This is a genomic window from uncultured Mucilaginibacter sp. (assembly GCF_913773635.1).
GTDB lineage: Bacteria > Bacteroidota > Bacteroidia > Sphingobacteriales > Sphingobacteriaceae > Mucilaginibacter.
Genome location: NZ_CAJYGQ010000007.1, coordinates 332643 through 355785, shown reverse-complemented (window position 1 = coordinate 355785; position 23143 = coordinate 332643). Strand labels below are relative to the sequence as shown.

Annotated in this window: 11 protein-coding genes; 4 read left to right on the top strand and 7 right to left on the bottom strand. The window is 43.4% G+C overall.

The annotated features are described in order from the left end of the window. Positions 1-132 precede the first annotated feature (132 nt). On the top strand, positions 133-1812 hold the full coding sequence (gene ettA / locus QZ407_RS09495; RefSeq protein WP_295770181.1) for an energy-dependent translational throttle protein EttA: 1680 nt from the start codon (positions 133-135) through the stop codon (positions 1810-1812). Between the two features lie 141 nt (positions 1813-1953). Here the strand turns inward: ettA and QZ407_RS09490 are convergent, their stop codons facing one another. The 7 genes from QZ407_RS09490 to QZ407_RS09460 are packed head-to-tail and all read right to left on the bottom strand — an operon-like array spanning position 1954 to position 17500. Next, complete coding sequence (locus QZ407_RS09490; protein WP_295770178.1) at positions 1954-3729, bottom strand: RagB/SusD family nutrient uptake outer membrane protein; 1776 nt, start codon at positions 3727-3729, stop codon at positions 1954-1956. 20 nt (positions 3730-3749) lie between these two features. Continuing rightward, positions 3750-6971, bottom strand: a complete 3222-nt coding sequence (locus QZ407_RS09485) for a SusC/RagA family TonB-linked outer membrane protein (RefSeq protein ID WP_295770176.1) — start codon at positions 6969-6971, stop codon at positions 3750-3752. Positions 6972-6986: 15 nt separating this feature from the next. Next, the gene (locus QZ407_RS09480) at positions 6987-8603 is read right to left on the bottom strand and encodes a fasciclin domain-containing protein (RefSeq protein WP_295770174.1); all 1617 of its coding nucleotides are present in this window, start codon (positions 8601-8603) and stop codon (positions 6987-6989) included. Between the two features lie 46 nt (positions 8604-8649). Then, positions 8650-10368, bottom strand: a complete 1719-nt coding sequence (locus QZ407_RS09475) for a fasciclin domain-containing protein (protein ID WP_295770172.1) — start codon at positions 10366-10368, stop codon at positions 8650-8652. A gap of 29 nt (positions 10369-10397) precedes the next feature. Beyond that, positions 10398-11879 carry a RagB/SusD family nutrient uptake outer membrane protein gene (locus QZ407_RS09470; protein WP_295770170.1) on the bottom strand — a complete coding sequence of 494 codons (1482 nt, stop codon included), beginning with the start codon at positions 11877-11879 and terminating at the stop codon, positions 10398-10400. 17 nt (positions 11880-11896) lie between these two features. Beyond that, positions 11897-15199: a SusC/RagA family TonB-linked outer membrane protein gene (locus tag QZ407_RS09465; RefSeq protein WP_295770168.1), complete on the bottom strand. Its 3303-nt coding sequence runs from the start codon at positions 15197-15199 to the stop codon at positions 11897-11899. 15 nt (positions 15200-15214) lie between these two features. Continuing rightward, positions 15215-17500, bottom strand: coding sequence for a fasciclin domain-containing protein (locus QZ407_RS09460; RefSeq protein ID WP_295770166.1), 2286 nt, complete (start codon positions 17498-17500; stop codon positions 15215-15217). A 382-nt stretch (positions 17501-17882) separates the two neighbouring features. Here QZ407_RS09460 and QZ407_RS09455 point away from each other — a divergent pair, with 382 nt between their 5' ends. From QZ407_RS09455 to galU, 3 genes are all read left to right on the top strand, one after another. Further along, on the top strand, positions 17883-20369 hold the full coding sequence (locus tag QZ407_RS09455) for an MG2 domain-containing protein (protein WP_295770164.1): 2487 nt from the start codon (positions 17883-17885) through the stop codon (positions 20367-20369). 163 nt (positions 20370-20532) lie between these two features. Continuing rightward, complete coding sequence (locus QZ407_RS09450) at positions 20533-21528, top strand: hypothetical protein (protein WP_295770161.1); 996 nt, start codon at positions 20533-20535, stop codon at positions 21526-21528. 9 nt (positions 21529-21537) lie between these two features. Beyond that, positions 21538-22413: a UTP--glucose-1-phosphate uridylyltransferase GalU gene (galU, locus tag QZ407_RS09445; RefSeq protein ID WP_157542346.1), complete on the top strand. Its 876-nt coding sequence runs from the start codon at positions 21538-21540 to the stop codon at positions 22411-22413. The last annotated feature ends 730 nt before the right edge of the window (positions 22414-23143 follow it).

Genomic DNA, 23143 nt, shown 5'->3' with positions numbered 1-23143 from the left:
GTTATTAACAGTGTATTGTTAGCCACTACCAATAAAATTTGCTTAAAATCTTTTGCGCAAATGATATTTGAGCTTTACTGGCTTTTGTAATGCCATCAATTTGGCTGATATTTGAATTCATAATAAAGTAAAATGGCCGACGAAAAAATAATATTCTCGATGGCGGGTGTAAGTAAAATTTACCCACCTCAAAAACAAGTTCTTAAAAACATTTACCTGTCTTTTTTTTACGGTGCTAAAATTGGCGTAATAGGTTTAAACGGTTCAGGTAAATCATCATTATTGAAAATAATTGCCGGGTTAGATAAATCCATCCAGGGCGAAGTAGTTTTTTCACCGGGTTACTCAGTTGGTTACCTGGCTCAGGAACCGGTTCTTGATCCTGAAAAAACCGTGCGTGAGGTAGTTGAAGAAGGCGTTGCTGAAGTAACTGCTATATTAAAGGAGTACGAACAGATAAACGAAAAATTTGGTTTACCTGAGTACTATGAAGACGCTGATGCTATGGATAAACTCATGGCACGCCAGGGTGAATTACAGGATAAAATTGACGCGGTAAATGCATGGGAGCTTGATACCAAGCTGGAGCGTGCAATGGATGCGTTACGTTGCCCTGAACCTGACACAAAAATTGGAGTACTATCTGGTGGCGAGCGCCGCCGTGTGGCCATGTGCCGTTTACTGCTGCAGGAACCCGATGTGTTATTATTGGATGAGCCTACCAACCACTTGGATGCTGAGAGCATTGACTGGCTGGAACAACATTTACAACAGTACAAAGGTACTGTTATAGCCGTAACCCACGACCGCTATTTCCTTGACAATGTAGCGGGCTGGATTCTAGAGCTTGACCGCGGTGAAGGTATTCCGTGGAAAGGTAACTACTCCTCATGGCTAGACCAGAAAGCCAAACGCCTTGCACAGGAAGAGAAAACCGAGAGCAAGCGTCAAAAAACGTTGGAGCGCGAGCTGGAATGGGTTCGTATGGCTCCCAAGGCCCGCCACGCAAAAGGTAAAGCCCGTATTGCTAACTATGAAAAATTAGCATCAGAGGAAACCAAAGAGCGTGAAGACAAGCTGGAGTTATTCATCCCACCAGGTCCGCGTTTGGGTAATGTGGTTATTGAAGTAAATAATGTAACCAAGGCTTACGGCGATAGGGTATTATTTGAAAACCTGTCATTCTCACTGCCACCGGCAGGTATAGTAGGCATTATAGGCCCCAACGGTGCCGGTAAAACTACACTGTTCCGCTTAATTACAGGACAGGAACAACCCGATGCGGGCGACTTCCGTGTTGGAGAAACGGTAAAGCTAGGTTATGTTGACCAAATGCATGACGACCTCAAAGCTGATAAATCGGTTTGGGAAAATATTACCGACGGGCAGGAAACTATCCTGCTGGGCAATAAACCTATCAACTCCCGTGCATACGTTTCTAAATTTAACTTCAACGGTGGCGATCAGCAAAAGAAGATAGATGTACTTTCGGGCGGTGAACGCAACCGTGTACATTTGGCTATCACACTTAAAAAAGGTTCAAACGTATTGCTGCTGGATGAGCCTACCAATGATATTGACGTTAACACGTTACGTGCCCTGGAAGAGGCCCTGGAAAACTTTGGCGGCTGCGCGGTAATCATCAGTCACGACCGCTGGTTCCTCGACCGTATTTGTACCCATATACTGGCTTTTGAAGGCGATTCGCAGGTTTACTTTTTTGAAGGCAACTATACCGATTACGAAGAGAACCGTAAAAAACGTTTAGGTGATGTGGCGCCTAAGCGCATCAAGTATAAAAAGCTGGCATAATATATACCGCTAATAAAAAAGCGGAGAACAGTTTAAATTGTTTTCCGCTTTTTTATTGGGCTAAGCTGAAGCATTCATTGTGCTTTAGTTCCTTTATTCATAAGTGGTCAGGAGCAATTAAAAACTGCTCCTGATTATGTTTTACAATTTAAAAGGTAAATAAACGCCGTTTGTAGTGCTTAATTTGTTGTAAGCATTTGCCGCCTCCGAATTGCCTTCCAAATCAAGCTTGGCGCGTACCTTTTGCGCTAAATAAGTAGTGCTACCCCTTCGAAGCGATACGCGAAGTAAATCGCCCCAGCGCTGGCCTTCAAAAGCCAGTTCGGCAGCATCTTCATTTATAATAGCATCTTCCATGTTGGCAACCTGGTTGTTTTGGTATAAACCAGGGTCTAATCTTGGTAGGTTTGCCCGGCTGCGCGTTCCTATTTGCCTGTACCACGGGCCTTTATAATAAGGCACGGCTCCGTCACGTCCGTCCATATCATAAGGTGCAGGTGCTTGTGTTTGCATAATATTGGTTACGTCACTGGGCACAGTTCCGGTACCGGGGAACACACTGTTATAGGTTTCGCGCACACCAACGTTAGTAAGCGCGTAAGCAACCTTAACCTGATTATCGCGGCAGGCGGCTTCGGCAAAATGCAGGTTTAGTGTTGCTGCACGGTAAAGCAACCAACGGCCCTGGCGCTGTAGCACATTGACAGGTACAAATGCGTTGTTTAAATAGTAGTATAATTGTTTAGCAATAACTGGCTGACCGTTTATAGTACGAACAGACATTTTTCCGCGTGCATCACCTACAAAGTTATTGGTTTGTAGTTGGCTGTCCCAGTTGTTAAGCGCAAGTTTAGAAGCAGTAAGTAAATAACGGCCACCTTGATTCGAGAACAGGTCAATAAACGGATTTACCGGTGCAAAATTACGGTCAAACGGTATTGTCCAAATCCATTCAGAAGCGGTTTCGGTTCCTTGCGTAGGGTTGCCAAAAATAGACCGCCAGCTGTTTGCGTTGGTATTATCGTCTAACAGTGTGTTTTCATTACCACCCTGTGTATAGGTAACCAAAAACCTGTTGTAATTGGGCTTGTACTGCCAAAAGCTGGCATCATTACCGCCACCACCATTACGGTATCCGGTTTCGGTAACATATCTATACATTCGTGATGCGTCGGTATAGCGCCCTCTCCACAAGTACAAATCGCCCAGCAAGCTGCGTTTTTCAACAAAAAACAAGTTGGTAGGATAACCATCAACCGTGGTGTTTAATGATGTACTTGATGAACCGGTTGAACTTGTTGCGCTGTAACCCTCCAGACTGCGCGGCGGCTCCATCGAAGCAATAAGCTTATCAAGCAAATCATTAAATGTAAGCTTAGGGAATTTGCTTTCATCTTTTAATGATTCAACCGTTTCTAACGGATCGGTTACGTAAGGTACGCTACCCCAGTGCATACCTAACTGCAGGTACAAAAAGCATCTTACAGCATTAATGTCTGCATAGCGCTCATTATAATCAGCCTGGGTTAACTTTTTTGCGGCCAGCATAACATCAAAGTTTTTAAGCGCATCATTACAATTCATAATGATTTTGTAAAATGGCTTAGGATCTGCCCACGGATTATCGGGCGTAACGGTATGCGTGTGTAACTGCCGTAAATACTGATCGGCATTTATAGTCGGGCTTATTAAGTCGGCCCGCAGCTCGTTAAGTACAATGTACCTGTCGGCAATTCCCTGTAACTGTCCGTAAATACCAATTACTGCCGCATTAGCATCATAAACAGTTTGATAATGGTTAACAATATCTACCTGGTTTTCGGGCTCAACATCTACGAGTTTCTTACATGAAACGGAAGACACCAGCGCACTTGCCAGTAAAATTTTATATATGAATTTGTAAGAATGTTTTTTCATAATACTAATTAGTCAACTTATTATATACCAATGCGCACACCTAACTGTACTGTTCTAAACTGCGGCTCAAGCGTGGTGTCTATACCGCGTAGCAATAAGTTTTCACTTGGTGCAAACTCAGGATCGTAGCCCAGGTACTTGGTAAAGGTTACCAGGTTGTTACCTGTTGCATAAACCTTGATGTATTTAGGAAATCTGGCTTTTTTAAGGTTTACATCATAACTTACTGATAAGGTGCGTAAACGCATGTATGATCCATCTTCAATCCAGCGGTCAGAAAAACTTGAGTTACCACTCGGGTCGCCAAAGGCTACACGTGGCATTGAGGTAATTTGACCGTCGGCTCTCCACCTGTTGTTTACAGCAAGGGTTTGGTTGTTGTAATTACTGCCCGATTCAATTTGACGACGGGTGTAGTTGTAAAGCTTATTACCCTGGCTAAAGGTGAACAATGCATTCACGGTGAACCTTTTGTAAGTTACACCTGTGCTTATACCACCCACAAAATCAGGGTTGGGGTTGCCTATAACCTGCATGTCCTGTGCGTCAATAACTTTATCGTTGTTAACGTCAACAAAACGCATATCGCCTCCCTGTAAAGGAACCAGCGCACCCTGGCTGTTGCGGTATGACAAACCTGCCGCTGCGGCCTCGGTACCTGAAGTATATACGCCATTGGTTTTATAACCATAAAACACACCAGCCGGACGACCAACTTCGGTTAAAATGGTAGCACCAGCATATTGTGTACGCATTGATGCCGGCAAACTGGTAATTTTATTGCGGTATGCAGCAATGTTAAAGCCCAAATCCCATTTGAAGTTGGTTTGGCTTATCACACGGCCGTTAACCGATAGCTCAAAGCCGTTAGTACGCATACCACTGTTGTTGGTAACAGCGTAAGCTAAACCACCGGTTGAAGCTACTGGCTCTTGTGTTATCATTCTGGTAGTAGTGTTCCTGAATACGTCGGCAGTAATGCTTAAACGTTCTTGAAAGAAGGCTGCATCTAAACCAAAGTTCAGTTTCTTACCTATTTCCCACTGCAACATCGGGTTACCAAAGTTGGCTCTTACAAGTCCTTGTAAGCCTAACAAGTTTTGTGAGGTGTAGTACTGGCGTGCAGCATAGTTACCAATATCATCATTACCGGTCAAACCATAGCTGGCGCGAAGCTTGAACATCTCAATAAAATTAATGTCAGCCATAAATTTTTCTGATGATACCACCCACGCTACCGAAGCCGAAGGTAACAGCGCCATTTTTACACCACCCAATGAAATACCATCGGCCTGTGTGCCAAAGCGCGAAGAAGCATCGGCCGTTAAATTGAAATTGAAGATGTACTTGTTATATAACTGATAGTTGGCGCTCAGGTAATTGTTTAACCAACGATATTTACCAATATCGCCGCCAACTGAACGTGTAGCAGCTAAACCATTACCAACAGTAACTAACTGATCAATTGCCGAGTTAAAGCTGCGGTCAACATTATACTGTGTGGTAAAATGAGTGAACCTTGCTCCTAAATAAACTCCTAAAGTGTGCACACGGTTAAAAGTGCGATTGTATGATAGATAGGTATCGTTATATAAGCTGTACAAGCGTTGGGTCTGGCTACCCAGGCGACTATCTATAACAACAGTGGCAGTGGTGTCATTAGCAACACCTGCACGCGGCATAAAGGTAGTTTCGCGAACTTTGTCGGCCGTTATACCTATTAATGATTGTGCGGCAAAGCTGCGGCTGAATTGGTAGCGGAAAGTAAGATTACCAAAAAAACGGTAGTTACGGTTTAACGCCTGTGAATTTGCCAGTACTGCAGCAGGGTTACTTATTCCAAATATGTCGGTATCAGCCAGGTTTGGCGACTCTACACCGGCAGCGTTCACATCATTGGTGCGCAGCAGCGGCGATTTAACTAAACCCAGGTAAAGCTGATTGGTTGACGGAGACAAACCCTGGTCACGCAAATTCTGCTCATTGTACTGGAACGAAAGATTTGCCTTAATGGTAAAATTACGACTGATGTTTAAATCGGCATTAAAGCGCGTGCCAAACTTACTTAAGTCGGTCATGGGAGTGATGCCTTTGTTATCGCCATAGCTTAGGGCTAATACATAACGGGCAATATCATCACCGCCTGATACGCGAAGGTTGTAGTTTTGATTGAATCCGTTTTTAAATGCGCGTTTTTGCCAGTCGGTGTTATTATGATATACATAATAGTTTGGCTGCGACGGATCATCATTCATGTAAGGCAAAGCGCTTATTTGTGATGATGTAAGATTGCTGGTACGCAACAAATCAGACAAATAAGTGCGATAATCACCGGCCTGCATCATTGGCAACCTAAAACTGCCCGGTACATAGTTATAACCACTGTAAGCCGAAAAGTCAATTTTAGTTGCGAGATCCGGGCTGGCGTTTGTAGTAATCAAAATTACCCCGTTGGCTCCTTTGGTACCATAAATACCGGCTGTTGCATCTTTCAAAATGGTATAGTTATCAACGTCGCGCAGGTCAAGGTTACCAAATGGATTATGAACGTGGCCGCTTATAAGTGAGCGGTTGTAACGGTAAGTATCGTAAATCATACCATCAACCAATACCAGCGGTGCATTGCCGCCATAAAGTGAATTATAGCCGCGTAAAAACAAATTAGCACCAATATTAGGCGTTCCCGAACGGCGGATCACATCCAAACCAGCTACTTTACCCTGTAAATAACTATCTGATGTTTCTTGCGAGGTTGGCTCAAATGCTCCGAAAGTGTTTACGGTTGATACTGCACCTGACAGGGCACTTTGTGATACATTACCAAAAGGCATACGGGCTATGTCATAAACAGAGTTGTAAGACCCCTCAAACAGCAAGATATCAGGTAACGTTTTGCGACCCTTTACAGGCACTTGTTTCTCCTGGTATCCTTGTCCGCTAACGGTTAAAACAACATCAAAGTTAGGCAGGTTTATGGTAAAACGGCCGTTTTCATCGCTAATGGCCGATGAGTAGGCAGGCACGCCAATGCTTATACCTGATACCGGGCGTTTAGTAGCAGCATCTTTAATTACGCCGCTTAGTTTAGGGCCTTTAGCCCTCAGGGTAGAATCGGCCTTGTAACGTGCAATACTATCTGCAAGCCGTACTGATACGCTATCTGTTTCCTGCGCATGGGCTTTTATACCTCCTAAAAGGCATAAAAAGAGCAGCAAACCAAATGATTTAGTAAAATTTTGCATAGTTAAGGTTGGAAGTTATTGTATAATAGGTACCAGTTTTACGTAATCGAAAGTGACGTTATTTGCATTAGCCGTAGTGCTGTTGGCGCCCACCACATACATATTAACTGATGTACGTTTGGTTACGGTAAAGTTGCCGCCTGTTAGGCCAATTGTGTTAGCCGCAGTAGCTGTGCTGGTAGGATTGTTTCCGGCAACATTAGTTGCACTGCGGTTTGCCGGCGTTGGCAAAGTAAGTTCTTCATAGTTTACAAACGGACTGCCGTTAACAAGCACAGGCCCTATGCGCTGCGAAGGAAACTTAACTACATCATTAGGAACGATAGTGCCGTTTGCGCCCACTACCGGAGCAGTAATTTGCCCGAAGTTGAAGCTCTCAACAATATCAGTTGGCGTGCTGAAATTAATATCATTTACCGCACGTACAACTACACGGTACTGGCATGTGTACAAGTTGGTGAGTTTGTAAGCCGCAAAGAAGTTGGCAGGCAGTGTATTAGTGGTGCCTATCATAATATCTTTCAACGTAACGCCCTTATCATCGCGGCGGCTACGGTAAAAAATGCTTCCGTTTGCATCTGTACGGGCAAAAAAGCTCGGACGTTCGCCTTCAATTATAATAGGTGTAATTTTTTGTTTGATGTCAAACGGCATACTGTTTACCACATATACCATACCGTTACTGGCCCGGTAGCTTTGTACAATAGCACCCTGGCTTGCTGGCACCGTTACGTTGTTTACAGAGGTGAGGGAATTAAAGCCTGCCGGGGCAAATGAGCCTCTTACCGCTACATCTTTAAGCACATTATATGCTGCTAAAATGTTCAGCGTGGTATCGTTCGAATTGGTTACTGTTGTAAAGTACTTACTTACCTTATTGCGCTCAGCATCGTAAGCGGCATCGGTTAATACAAAGTAGGTATAGGTACTGTCTTCGTTTGCCAAGCTGGCTACACGGTTAAAATATTTGTTAATGTTAACCACACCGGTATTTGGAACCAATATTGGCTTGCCCGTACGCGGATCATAGCTTTGTACCGTTGCTTTTGAGGTATCAATAAAGGTAGTATCCTGGCGTAAAATGTAAGCTTTGTGCAAGTCGGCTACGCCGTTTAAACTCCTGATGTATTCAGAAATATTCATTTTTGGCGGTATAGCCTTATCAATAACATGGATTACGCCGTTTTTAACGTAAAGATTAGGCGTGGTTATAGTTGCCTCATCAACAGTTGTTGTATTAAAACTTAAGTTTTTACCACCCAGTGTACGTATGCGTAAGCCGGCTTGTGCCGCATTGGTTAAATAAACCTGCGCTACAATGTGGTTGTTTACAAACTTTTTAAGCTGCGCTGTATCGTTTACAATAGCCTGGTTTACACCTTGCAAGGCCTGGTTGGTTGGGGCAAAAATGGTATAGGTTTTTGAACCGGCCAAAAGTTTGTCATATCCCAGTTTAGTAAGGTAACCCGAGAACGTGCTCAGGTTACCATTTTCTTGAATTTGCTGCATAACGGTCTTATCCAACTGCTGATCAACAGCTGCGGTACGATCGTCCCACTGCTTTTTGCAGGCACTCAATACTGTTGTTACCAACAGCAGCGCCATTATATATTTAGTTTTAAAGCTATTCATTATATGAGTATATACAGATAGTAATAATTGATGGAAGTGGCTTTATTTACGGAATCAATGCTCCGCTACGGCCTAATTTAGGTTTTAACTGATCCATATCTACCGGCCTGAATTCAACAGCGTCGAGCTGGAACTGTACCGCACAACCCGTACATGCCGTAGAAGTAAAGGTTATAGTGTGGCGTGCGGTAGTTGGTACATTTACAATTCCAACCAACCTGCCAACATGCGTTGGTGCTTTAGTAAAGCTTGCAATAGGCCACTCCGAATAGCTTTTGAAGCCGCGCGATTCGGCTTGGGCTTCGGTTTCACCGTATATAAGTGCATCATTAGGGTTTAAGATGTTTGGCAAAGTAACACCATCAAAAGATACAGGTATGCTTTGGCTGCCGGTGCCATACTTGTAATCAACCCATATTTTATAACGGCCTTTAACAATTACCGGAGTGGTGAAGGTAGCTTGTGATGTATTGCTGGCGTTAGCTCCCGTTCTGAAACGCAGACCAATATTTACATAATCGTTACCGTAGTAATATTCTTCCGGACCAGGTGTTGCAGCGGTATTTTTATATTCCAAACGGTTGTTATCATTAGCAGGGCCTACCAGCACTACTTCGCTTAAAGATGCATAGTTGAAAATTTTGCTTTGACCCGGAACGCGGTAAATACCCGAGCGTCTGATTTCGGGCTGGTTGGCTACGTCAAAGTATACAGGTGTTGGGAACCTTACTTTAATTTTGTAGCTGCCCAAAGGGCGGTGCAACACGCCGTTATTGGCAGACACATCACTGTTATTACGGTCTAACGCTATACCCGGCTCCAATACGCCATTAAAGGTATCATTGTTAAGCAGTACCGTTTGACCGCTCAACTGGCTGGTAGTAACCTCAAGCGGTGCAAGGGTTGCATGTGCGGTTGATGTGGCAATGTCAGACAGGTATGCCAACTCAGGCCATACACGGTAGGCGCAAAACAGCCAAAGGCTATCGGCATGATCTCTTGGATTACCTTTTGTTGAATACTTAGCTTTTAAAGCGTTGTAGCTGGCAATGCCGTTAGCGTTAAACGCACTGTCGGTTTCAGCAATAAGCGTTAAAAACTTACGCGATGCATTGGTGTTGGCTGCACTGGCAACGTTCAGTGTATCATAAAAACCAGTTTCTTTTAAAGCGGTTGTGAATATGCTGTATTTTGGATTTTGCTCCAGGGTTTTTGCAAGTGTAAGCTCGGCCGGGAACAAAACATTATCAACAACATGAATAAGGCCGTTACCGGTTTTGATATTACCGGTTACAAAATTAGCCTGTTTATTGATCACAACTGAAGTTACACCGTTTACACTGCGTGTACCGGTAATAATGTACTGTCCTGATTGTGTTGGGGTACGCAGCTTTCCGTCTTTAAAAAAGCTTGAGTTCAACGTATCGGCCAGCATACTTACAGCAATTATTTTCTTGGCGGTTGCTTCGTCAAGTGCATCAACACTTGTTTTGTTGTTTGCTTTAAGGTAAGCGTTTACACCAGCGTTGTTTGATACAAACAAGGTGTATGCACCATAAGCATCAAGGTAACCTGCGTAACCTGCCTTATCAATTATTTGCTTAAAAAGTGAATAGTCGGGGTTTTGACCAATGTACGTGTACATATTTACAGTACTGGTTGTAGTGTAGGTAAGCGCTTCGCGTTTACAACTATTTAAACCAATAATCGTCATGAAGCCCAATACCAACAGTATTGCAGGCATTCCATCAAATATTCTTCTCATATCTGCTTTCATTTTTTTAAGTGCAAAAACTATTTATAGAAAGGGTTTTGGATTAGATTAGGATTGGTTTGTAACTCGTACTGGTTAATTGGCAGGTAATGGTTGTTTTTATCACGCAGCTTATTTAACGCAGCCTGCTGAGCGTCAGGAGGTATTACTTTAACAACAGCGCTAAGTAGTACGTCTATGCGGGCGTAGTTGTTACGCTTGGCGTGGCGCAGCAGGTCGTACCAGCGTTTACCTTCGTAGGCAAGCTCCAGGGCACGCTCCTGTAACACATAATCATTAAGGCCGTTAACGTCAGTAGCCGACGGTACTAAAGGAGACGATTTAGTTAAAGCCCGGCCGCGGGTGCGTATCTGGCTAACAATGTCCAGTGTTTCCTGGCCGCGGTTGCTGTTGGCGCACGCTTCTGCTTTCATCAGCAATACATCAGCATAGCGATAAAAAATCCAGTGGGCAAATGAGTTATCAAGTGAACGAACGGTGCTAGGTGAAAGACCTATGTACTTATAGATATACTGGTCGCTCTGGCGTACCGATGCATCAATCCCTCTTACATCTTTAATATTGATTGGGTCCACATCATCCTGTCCCCAAAAGTTCTCAATAATATCCTGCGGTGCTCTAAAACGCAACGGAATATTAAACATAGTGTAAAAAGGATTAAGGAACTGGTTATCAAACTGCAGTTCAAAAATACTCTCGGTTGAGTTACCAGCAACAAACAGGTTGTTGAACCAGGCAACGTCAGGTACCAGCGCAAAGCGGCCTGAGGTAATGATTTTGTCGCAGGCGGTTATACAATCAGCATAACGCTCCATCCACAAATACACATCGGCCTGCAGCGCATTAATGCTGAATTTAGTAACACGGCCTTTGTCAGAAGCCACAACACCATAGCTCGATACGGCGTAGCCTTCGGCGGTTTGCAAATCGGCTACAACACGGTTAAGTACTTCGGCCTGTGTATTTTTAGGCACCTGGGCGATATCGCTGTCAGATGCAGTTGCGCTTAACTTCAGCGGAACATCACCAAAAGTACGGGCCAGATAAAAATACATGATAGAGCGTATGGTAAGCGCCTCGGCCAGGTATGAGTTCAACTGCTCGCGGGTAAGGGTATTATCACGCTCTATAACGGCGGGTGCAAAATCAAGCACCGTATTACACAAGTTAATAACCTGGTAAAACGCAGCCCAGCTGGTTATGCGGTTTGTGGCCAGTATATTGTTGTTTACAACGTTAATATCATCCTGCAAGGAGTTTAAACCCGGTATAACCATATCGGCGCGCAGCTCTCCCCAAATAAAGAAGTTTGCTGTTGTACCGCCCATGCTGGTGTACAAGGCTACCACTGCCGATGAAAGCTGCTCCTTGGTTTGCCAGAACTTATCACGCGTTACCCCATCCTGCGGCCTCAGCTCCAGGAATTTGTTGCAGGAAGTAGTTGTTGCCAACACCACCATTGAGGTAAGTATAATTGCTTTATAAAATGTTTTTTTAAACATCACGGTATAGTTTATAATTAAAATGATGCGGTTAAACCCAAGGTGTATAGTTTAAGTGGCGGCGTAGCACTGTTATCAGTAGCTAACTGGAATATGCCTGTACCCTTCATTGATACTTCCGGATCCTGACCGGTGTAACGGGTGAATGTCAACAGGTTTTCAGCAGTTACATAAGCACTCAGGTTTTTAGCTTTAAGGCGGCTTGCAACCTTTTTGTTAAAGGTGTAGCGCGCAGTAATTGACCTAAAACGCAGGAATGTTCCACTTTCAACATAGCGTGATGAGCCAAGCCAGTTGTAACCGTTATTGTAAAGCGCGCGCGGCATATCGGTTTCATCACCGGCTGTACGCCATCTTCTTAGCGTGGCTGTGCTTTGGTTATTAAATGAGTACATGTTTGTTGTAATCATTTTTGTACCGTTTATAACCTGGCCGCCCGTACGGAACGAGAAGAAAGCATTTAATTTCAAGTTACCTTTAAAAGTTATGCTCGGGCCAAAGCCACCTGTAAACTTAGGATTGCCGTTACCCAGGTATACTACGTCCTGGTAGTTTATGTTACCGTCGTGGTTAACATCTTCATACATGGCATCACCCGGTTGGAAAAGGTAATCGGTTGCAGGATAGTTGAAGCGCATTTGAACCGGCGTGCCCGAAGGGCTTACAATTTGGTTTCCGTTAGCATCGCGGGCAATGGTTGCATCTTTATCTTTATAAACACCGGCAAATTTGTAGCCATAGAATGAACCCAGCGGGTTGTTAACCTGTAACAGCTGCAGGTACTGACCGTTTAATGAAACGTTACCCGAAGATGTTTGGTAGTATGGCGATATAGCCTTAACTGTGTTTAAGTTTTGCGCAATGTTGAAGTTGAATTCAACCATCCAGTTTTTGGTTTTAAGCGGCGTGGCAAATATGCTTAGCTCATAACCTTTGTTTTCAAGCGTTCCAACGTTAAGCAGTACCCTGCTGTAACCGTTAACAGTTGAAATATCAATACCCGGTTGTGCAAGCAAATCGCGGGTGGTGTTTTGATAAAAGCCCAGGTCAATATTTAAACGGTTTTTAAACAAAATGATGTTTAAGCCACCGTCAATACCGGTTAGCTGTTCCCAGCGCAAGTTATCAAGCTGTATGTTGCTCGGAAATAAACCAGCCTGGCCAAGGTAGCTGCTGCCGGTGTTAACGTAAGTGTTGTAAAACAAGTAATCATACCTTGGTACACCACCGCTGCGGCCAATACCCCCCCTAAAGCTCAACTCATCCAAAAAAGTATCAAACTTCTTCATGAATTTTTCGCCAGATAAGCGGTAACGGAACGAGGCCGAAGGAAACAGGCCATACCGTTTGCTTTCGCCAAACCTTGAGTTACCCTCGCCGCGCAGGGCAACGTTAACAATGTATCTATCCAAAAACTTGTACTGTCCGTTAACCAGTGCTGCCACCCAGCGGGTTTGGTTAATACCGGCATCAACACCTAAACCGGCGTTGGTTATACGCCCCGGTACAGAGGGGTCTTGTAAAAAAGGTGAAGCTGTACCTGCAATGGTTTGCGATTGTGTTACCGATTTCTGATCACTGGTTTGAACGGAAAGTAAACCGGTGAAAGAATGCTTTTCGTTAATACGCGGGGTATAAATAAGGTTGGTTTTTGAAACTACCGAATAAGTATCATAATCAGAACTGGCTGCACGGTTAACCGAAGTTTCGGTGAACGGACGCCCTGTTGCTATTTGTGGCAAAAAGCGATCCTGCTTACCGTTGCTTATGTCAAATACAATGTCGCCGTTAAGGTTCAGAACCTCAGGAATAATATTGTAAGTAAGATTAAAGTGCGGGATAATACGATCAGTTACCAGCCTGTTTTTTGCCGATAGTGCCATTGCCAGCGGATTGTAAATTGGCACACCTGCCGCCGGGTTATAAGCGCCCTGAATATTGGCAGCCGGCGAAAAATAGTTTGGTGTTAACACGCCGGCATCATTATACTCATAAATGCTCATGTTAGGCATTTTTATCATGGCTACGTTACGTACACCATCAGCTTCGTTACCATTGTTATCAACAGAGAATGAATAATCGGTAACGTTGTGCGCATAAGATATAAAAGTGGTGAACCTTATTTTACTCGATACTACATAATCAAGGTTTAAGCGGGTATTTAAACGGCTGAAGCCGGTACCTACCGTGGTACCTGTTTGCCCGTTGTAGCCTACCGAGGCAAAGTAACGGGCTTTATCGCCACCGCCCGAAATTGAAAGGTTGTTATCAGTTAAATAACCTGTGCGGGTTATAGCTTTCACCCAATCCGTGTTCTGGCTGTAGTTATTGTAGTAGTAAGGATCAAATGAATCATTGGCAAATTCCTTGATGCTTGACGGCAGCGGTACGCCCGATACGTTCATGTACATTTCGGGAATAAAGGTGGAGTACTGATCACCGGTAAGTAACGGAATAGTTGATGGCTGCTGTGATAGTGTACCTTTAAAGGTATAGCTAATGCTTGGCGCACCTTTTTGACCGCGCTTGGTGTTAATAATTAACACACCGTTGGCAGCCTGCGCACCCCAAACGGCAGTTGCCGCTGCATCTTTTAATATTGATATATCTTTAATGTCTGACGGGGCAATACTTAACAGGTCGGCGTATTGGTTTTGGTCGGCCGTACTAAAGTTAAAGTTGGTTGGCACTGATGTTTGAAAAGGCACGTTATCAACCACAATAAGCGGATTAGTATTACCGTTAAGCGTTGCCGTACCACGAATTCTGATAGACATGCCTGCGCCCGGGTCGCCCGAATTTGATACGATATCTACTCCCGGTAAGCGGCCTTGTATAGCCTGGTCAATACTGGTTGCCTGTAGTTCCTCTACGTCTTTAGCGTTAAGGGTAACTGTTGACGTGGTTTGGTCGCGCTTATCAATAAGCAAACCTGTACCGTTATTAACCGGCGGGCGCGCTGTAACCACAACATCGGTTAAAGCTCGTGCGTTTGACTCAAGCTGAACTACAAAGCTGCGACGTGCACCAATTTCAAGTGTGCGGCTTTTATAGCCAATGGTTGATATTACAATTTTGTGTGTTACATCAGTAACCTTTAATGCAAAGTTACCATCAATATCTGTAGCCTGGCCGCTAATGGTACGGCCATCCTTGTCCTGCTCAACAACGGTTGCACCAATAACCGGCAGCTTATCGCGCAAGTCGGTAACCCGTCCCTTTATTAATATCCTTTCGGCTGTTTGCGCATGTACATTTACAAAAGCAAATACGCATAAGGCAAAAACCGTATAAAAAACAGTAGTATAAATTCTTCTCATGAGTAAGGCCGGTGATTAATAGATATATTTTAGGTAATTATTAATTTGATGGAACAGGGTGCGTGTACCCAGGTAGTTACTTGTTGCCGGAAAGTAACTGCTGTTGTTTGGCGGTAAAACCGTTGCTGTTCTTCCGTAGCTATCCTGCACCCTTAAATTGTTAGGCTGATTGAAAATGTTAATGTTAACTACATCACCGTTGGCGTTTTTAAGCAGTGTTGGCTGTGCCGTTCCGTTTGGCGATTTTTTACCATCAGGCGCAATGGTAATACCCGTTAAAAAGTGATAGTAAATAAACCTGGCCACATTATCTTTTTCAACTGTTGAGGCTGGTGTAAAATTAGGCACACCGGTTGCCACGTTGCCCGGCAATACGCCATCTTTTACAGCCTGCACAATAGCCTCATTAGTTGGTATAAATACGGTATAGTTGGCGCCTAGCGTAAGGCCAGTTAAATCTTGCGTGTTGGCATTGTAAATTGATGAATTTACCAGGTAACGATAAAAATTATAGTATGGAGAAGTAGCAGTTGCAGCATTCACCGCAATTTGCTGAGGCAACGTTTTTTGCGGATAAGTAATAATGCCGTTATTACCTAAATAGTAAACCTTGCCGTTAACATAGTTTTTAGAACCAACAACGTTTAATATGGTATTGCTTTCAACCGTACCACCCGATGATACTGTGTTGTTATTCCAACGAATGTACTCACCGTTGTAAGTTTCAATAATACCACTACCTGATAAGTCATTCAGCTCATTATTAGGCGTTGGCACAACGCTCAGCAATAGTATCCTGGTTAACATTTCACGTACACCAGTGGTTGTGGTGGTACCGTTTACGGTATAAGTAAAGGTGTTGGTAGTTGAATTGTAAGCATAACCTGCTGCGTTAAGGGCCGCATCAGGCATCATAAATATGGTGTATTTGAGGCCCGGGTTAGTGATGGCAATGCGTAGGCTTTGGTTAAGCAGCAACGTCATGATCGAATAATTTTTCGGATCGAGGTATGCCCTTGCATATACGGTACTAAATACGTTTGTTGCCTGTACTTTATTAGTACCGTAAAACACACCATTGCTGCAAAACTGCTTTTGTATAATATCGCCTGTTGAACTGAACCTGGCAGGCTCGTTTAAATAGTTGTTGGTTGATGCAAATTTTGATGGCCAAACGGTAGTTTGAAACATGTGTGCATTCAGCAAATCAGAAATAATCCCAGGCGGAAGCGTGTTTACCAATGCATCAATTTGCGCATCGCTCAATGGAGCATCAGGCGATGATTTGAAATACTCCAATACAACATCATTTAAGTATTTGTAAAGCGAGGTATTATTAGGCGCAAATAAACTGTAACCATCGCTTTGCGCATCATTATCCTGAATTTTGAGGAAGTTCTCGTTATTAGGCGAGTAGGCTAACAGGCTATTATAAAACTTAACAAAAACGCTGTCGGGTTTACCGGTTAATAACCTGTAGCGTGCGTTTAAATCAGTGTTGCTTACATAAGCAACCATAAAACGTTCAAGTATACGTTTGAATAAGCTGTACTGCGTGTTGCTTGCAAGCTGATTTTCAAGACTTGGAAGAGGTAATACAACGCGGTCAATTTCATGAATAACGCCGTTTTCGGCAAGTATGTTACGGTTAACAACCTGTGCATCAACAACGTTAAACCCATTATAGGTTGCATTAGGGAAGAAGTACTTGTAATCGGCTTCGGTTATACCACGTGCAGCCATGTAGGTTGAATAAAAATAAGGTATGTGCTTATTATTATTATCACCAAATACATAAGCGGCGTTACGGTTGCTGCTTACCTGTACCCTTTTACCACCGTTTGGCAGCGTTTCGGTATAAAAACCGTCATAATATGCTGTACGGCGCTTATAAGCCGAATTAGGAACCCAGCCCTGCGGCTGTGAACTTGACTGATAATCAGCAATATGATCAGTTTGGTAAGCGTTGTAAACCAAGCAGTAGGTTACAATTTTTCGCGCTGTAACAGAGTCAATCCTGTCAAGGGATGTATTATTCTCGGTAAAGTATTTTTGAAAGGCAGCATCATTAGGTGCAAAAAACGTCCAGTAGCCTGATGCACTGAGCGTTTTCTTATAGCCCGATATGTCTATTACTGCCAGTAAGCTCTTAAAGTTACCCTTACTTTCGAGGGTTTGATAAATAGGTGGGCCAAGGTTTTCGGGACGGCCGTAATAATTGTCAAGAGCTTCCTTACGGCAGCTTGTAAACAACCCTATTACGCATAAAAAAACGAATAATTTGTTCAATAGCTTATACATCACACTTATATATAAATATGTCAGGTTTAAAAAACGAGAAAACAGTTAAACGCCGCAAAGCTGCCTGAAAAGCAGCTACTTAATTATTAAGTGTCAATTTGACTAAATAAAGTTTGGGGTGCAGAAACCCAAAGGGGGTTAAAATGTAAAAGTTTACTCATACGTTGGTTTTAATTGGTTATTTCTTTATAAAAGGAAGTATACAATATTAGCGGACATGTATACTATTTTATCAGGTAACTAAATTATTGACTTATTATAATCTAACCATCCTGCACTATCCTTATTTATAAATTTTTATTAATTCATATAATAATAAATGCCATAAATTGCAATATCAATAACCAATTAACGGCTTCGTTAACATAAACCAAAACCCTGAGTGAAAACATTAATCCTTGTTGTTGTATGCGCATTTTTGTGCATCACCATCCTGCCTGCGCATGCACAAACGGCACCGGCACAAAAGCCAATCAAATTATTTTTTGAGAAGGTGTATTTGCATACCGACAGGCAAGTTTATACCCAGGGTGACGATGTATGGTTTAAAGCCTATTTGGTTAATGCGCAGGATAATCATCTTATATCAACCAGTAAAAGTCTTTACACCGAATTAATATCCCCCACGGGCAATAAGGTAAACCAGGAAATGGTGTTGATGAAAGATGGACTTGGCATTGCCGATTTCAACCTGTCAGCCAGCCTTGAAGCGGGCACCTACCGCTTACGGGCCTACACCAACTGGATGCGCAACTTTGGTGATAACTTCATCTTTGAAAAGAAACTTACCATTGTTAGTTCGCAGGCGGCCACCGTCTTATCAAAACCTATACCTCCCGCTGTAATCAGGTTTTTTCCTGAAGGCGGTTCATTAGTTACCGGCGTAACCTCAGTAATTGCCGTTAAAGCCGAAACAGCTACAGGCGATGGCGTTGCTGCTAGAGGGGCCGTTTACTCGGCCTCGGGCGATACAGTTGCTCATTACACTACCGATAGTTTGGGTATGGGTATGTTTACGTTACTGCCCGTAGCGGGTCAAACATACCAATCAAAAACAGCATTGAGTGGTGCGCAGCTAGTAACGGCACTGCCACAACCGTTAAATAATGGCCTTAGCCTAAAAATATACCGCCAGGATACATCTGTATATGCCGTAGTTGCATGCAATGATCAATTGGTGAGCCAATTGGCCGGTCAGAACTTATCACTTAAAATCCGCAGTTTTGGCCGGGTTACTTATCAGCAAACGTTTCAACTCAAAAGCAACACGGCTGCGGTGCAAATACCTGTGAGCCAGTTGCCGGGTGGTATTGCTGCCGTAACCTTATATGATGTTACGCAAAAACCAAATTGTGAGAGGCTTTTATACATAGAACCACGCGACAAAACATCTATAGCCATCAGCCTTGATAAAGCTTCATTTGCTCCGCGCGAAAAGGTTACCCTAAATATTTCAGTTACCGGCAATAATGGTCAGCCGGTTAAAGGCAACTTTTCGGTAAGCGCGGTTGACGCCAATCTGTCTCCTGCTGATGACAGCAACATCATGTCATACCTCACGCTGCAATCTGAGTTAAAAGGCAACATCAAAAATGCAGCGAGATATTTTGATAGCAGCAACCCGCAACGTGCAAAGCAGTTGGATTTGCTGTTACTAACGCAGGGCTGGCGTGATTTTATATGGAAGCGCCTGGCCGATACGACCCTGCGTATTGCATACATTCCCGAACAAGGTATTAGCCTTACCGGGTTGGTTAGTGACAGCAAACACGCGCCTATACCCAACGCCAACGTAACCCTAATAGCCAACGCTGCCAACGGCCGGCTTTTTGGAGCACAAACTGATGCAAAGGGCAGGTACTTTTTTGACAATTTACTGCTTACCGGCCGGCAAAGACTAAATCTTACATCAAAAAACTTAAAGGGCAAGGCAACAGGAACGTTAAGTCTTGATTCATTGACTAACAATTACGCACCGGTATCACCAAGTGTACCATATGTTTATGTAACTAAACCGCAATTTAACGAATTAAACACAGCATCGCTTGTAAAGCAGGTTGCAATGGCCAGGCAACGCAGCCTTTCTGATACGCTTATCAGGCTTAAGGATGTGGAGGTGCGCACGCCAGCACGCCGGCAATTTACCGATCGCACGGTAACAACGTTTGGTTATAAAGATGAGGTACTTGACGTAACCCCTGCCGACAGTACTTACAATTCACTAAAGAATTACATCTTAGCCAAATCCAACCAGGCCCGTACCTCAGCAGATGGAAACGGTATTGCATTTGTGTCTGACGGTCGCCTTACTCCTCCACGCATTGTGGTTGATAACCGCGATATTGTTTTTAGTGATAATGATGCCAGCGATGTAATCAATCAAATGTCAAACCATTACTTTGAAATGCCTATGTCGGCCGTTAAGAGGGTTGTGATCAAAAAACTGGTTGGTGGCCCATCATTACTTGTACAAAACAACGAGGGGTTTGCAGCTACAAGCGCTGCCGCCAGCGCCTCAGGCAGGGCGTCGCAATCGCGCAGTGATATGCCTATTATGTATGCCATATACTTAACGCTGAACCCAGACGGCATAAACAAACTTAAGGTTGGTGCTACACAGGCAGAAGTTAATGGGTATTACGAAGCCCGTACGTTTTACAGCCCCTCTTACGAAAAGCCACAACCTGCCGATAAGACCGATGCCCGCCCAACCCTTTACTGGCTGGCCGACGGAAAGACAGACGCTGCCGGGAGATCTACAGTGAGCTATTATAACAGCGATATTAAAACAAAAGTTCGTATTGTAATACAGGGCATTAGTAATAATGGCTTTCCTTTATTTTACACTAAAACTTATAACACAAAGTAAATATTTGTAACAAATTATCAGAATAATTGTAATTTATTATCAATATGACAATTATTTGCAGCCTCGCATGCAAATATTACATGAATGCCTTATACTTGTATAACAATTTAAATTGTTGATTTTTAACGTACATACCTTAAAAACAGCATAAACAACTCTTCCTATGATCATTGATTCAAGGGCCTACGCACGTGCAGGCCTGCTTGGTAACCCAAGCGACGGTTACTTTGGCAAAACCATCAGCGTAAGTATTAAAAACTTCGGCGCACATATCCTATTATTTCAATCGCCCGAGTTGGTTATTGAGCCACAGGAAGCTGATGCCAATTCATTCCGTAACATCTATCACCTGCGCGATACCGTTGCCCTTATAGGTTACAACGGCGGTATTCCAATTATAAAAGCAGCTATTAAAAAGTTTTGTGATTATTGCACGCTTAACGGCATACGCCTGGCTAATAAAAACTTTACTATACGCTATCGCTCAACCATACCAAGGCAGGTGGGCATGGCAGGATCAAGTGCTATTATCATTGCTACCTTAAAGGCTTTGATGCAATTTTACCAGGTTGAGGTTGAACCACATGTTTTACCTAACATTGCCCTCGAAGCTGAAACCCAGGAGATGGGCATTAATGCGGGTTTGCAGGACAGGGTAATACAATGCTATGAAGGCTGTGTGCACATGGACTTTAACAAACAGCAAATGGCACAATATGGCTATGGCGTTTACACACCGCTTGACCCTAATAAACTGCCAAAACTATATCTTGCTTACAAAACCCAGTTAGGCAAAGTATCGGGTAAGGTACTTAACGAAATACGCGCCAAATATGATAAAGGCGATGAATTTACCATTAATACTCTGAATACGATTGCCAGCCTGGCCGATGAAGGTATGAAAGCCATTGAAGCGCAGGACTACGGCCTGCTTGGCGAACTCATTAATGCCAACTTTGACAATCGCTGTAAAATCATGACCATCAGCGATAGCAATATGGAGCTCATTAATACGGCACGTGCCTGCGGAGCATCAGCATCGTTCACCGGGTCGGGTGGTGCAATTATAGGTATTTATCATGATGATGAAATGCTTAAAAAGCTGGTATACAATCTAAAGAAAATCAACGCACGAGTTATAAAACCTTATATTTTATAGAAATTTACAATGGTAAAAAAAGCAGTAATACCGGCAGCTGGGTTAGGCACCCGTTTCTTGCCGGCAACTAAGGCATCACCTAAAGAAATGCTGCCCATAATTGATACGCCAACCATACAATATGTAGTTCAGGAGGCAGTTGATTCGGGTATTGAAGATATTTTAATTATTTCGGGTAAAGGCAAACGTTCAATTGAAGATCATTTTGACCGTCACCCTGAACTGGAAGAACGCTTACTTGAAAAAGAAGACAAGATGTATGATGAGATCATGCACCTGTCAGATATGGCTAACATCCACTTCATCCGCCAAAAAGAAATCAGTGGCTTGGGCGATGCCATTTACTATGCTCGTCATCATACAGGTAATGAGCCGTTTGCAGTTTTATTGGGCGATACCATTATCAACTCGGTAATACCTGTTACCCAGCAGCTTATTGACATTTACGAGCAGTACCAAAGCACCGTAATTGCGGTTGAAACTGTTCCTCATGATAAAGTATCACGTTACGGCATTGTAGGTGGTAGCATGATGTCTGACACGTTGATGAACCTTGATCAGCTGATTGAGAAACCATCAATGGAAAGTGCACCATCAAACCTGGCCATTGCCGGCCGTTACGTTTTAACTCCAGAAATTTATACCGCATTAGAAAAAACCCCTCCGGGCAAAAATAATGAGGTACAATTGACCGATGCTATGGTGAACCTTTTAAAAAGTGAAAGCATGTATGCACACACTATTGAAGGAAAACGCTATGACATAGGCAACAAACTCGATTTCCTTAAAACTAACGTAGAGTTTGCTTTACGTCGTAAAGAATTTGCCGCACCGTTTTACAACTTTCTTAAAGAGATTGTAGAGTCGCATAAGGATCAGTTTTAAAATAAACTATTCTAAATACACTAAAGGCCGCTGTGATGAATAGCGGCCTTTTTTTGTATTAACGCTTAAAAAAAACGAAGTCGTACATCTTCTTAATACTTGGTTACGCAAAGCTTGCAAGCCTGTCGCTTTCCGCTCATTCGCCGCGGGGGCTGTTACTTTGTCATAGCCACAAAGTAACCAAAAGGCCTATTCATCGCAATCCCTCCCCTCACACGGGCCAACTCCGGCCGGGTGCACTGAATGCCCCGCGCTCTTTTAAAAAAATGAACGTTTAATTTTGTAAATCCGAATTCAGACAATCCCCGTCACCTCCCAGCTTTGGGGCGGAAGTGGGGCGGCACTGATGGCCTGTGCGAAGGCAAGGGTCTCTTAGAATTTGCTGAAGCGTACGGACGTGAGAACGAAGTGGTGCAAAAGATAAAAAACCTGTGGTGCTGCCCGGCTTTGCAGCGCGGGGTTTGTGCGACAACGAAGCATTGGAGTTGACTTGATTTTTGGTTCTTTTTATCAAGAAAAAGAACAAAGAGCCTCCGCGGCTCAGAAGCGATAAGTAAGTGATAAGCTCACGAAGATTCATCTTCCCAAACTACTTAACCTTAAATCACCCTTCCATCCTACCCCATCCTGCTCTTAAACAATTAATTTTGATTTAACTGCAAGTTTCGTCACCTTAGCGGCAACCAGTTAAAAATGAATTCGTGGTTATTACATTTATAAAGTAATAACT

Coding starts and splice junctions, on each gene's coding strand:
- ettA (WP_295770181.1), top strand. CDS start 133: ATGGCCGACGAAAAAATAATATTCTCGATGGCGGGTGTAAGTAAAATT.
- QZ407_RS09490 (WP_295770178.1), bottom strand. CDS start 3,729: ATGAAAAAACATTCTTACAAATTCATATATAAAATTTTACTGGCAAGT.
- QZ407_RS09485 (WP_295770176.1), bottom strand. CDS start 6,971: ATGCAAAATTTTACTAAATCATTTGGTTTGCTGCTCTTTTTATGCCTT.
- QZ407_RS09480 (WP_295770174.1), bottom strand. CDS start 8,603: ATGAATAGCTTTAAAACTAAATATATAATGGCGCTGCTGTTGGTAACA.
- QZ407_RS09475 (WP_295770172.1), bottom strand. CDS start 10,368: ATGAGAAGAATATTTGATGGAATGCCTGCAATACTGTTGGTATTGGGC.
- QZ407_RS09470 (WP_295770170.1), bottom strand. CDS start 11,879: ATGTTTAAAAAAACATTTTATAAAGCAATTATACTTACCTCAATGGTG.
- QZ407_RS09465 (WP_295770168.1), bottom strand. CDS start 15,199: ATGAGAAGAATTTATACTACTGTTTTTTATACGGTTTTTGCCTTATGC.
- QZ407_RS09460 (WP_295770166.1), bottom strand. CDS start 17,500: ATGTATAAGCTATTGAACAAATTATTCGTTTTTTTATGCGTAATAGGG.
- QZ407_RS09450 (WP_295770161.1), top strand. CDS start 20,533: ATGATCATTGATTCAAGGGCCTACGCACGTGCAGGCCTGCTTGGTAAC.
- galU (WP_157542346.1), top strand. CDS start 21,538: ATGGTAAAAAAAGCAGTAATACCGGCAGCTGGGTTAGGCACCCGTTTC.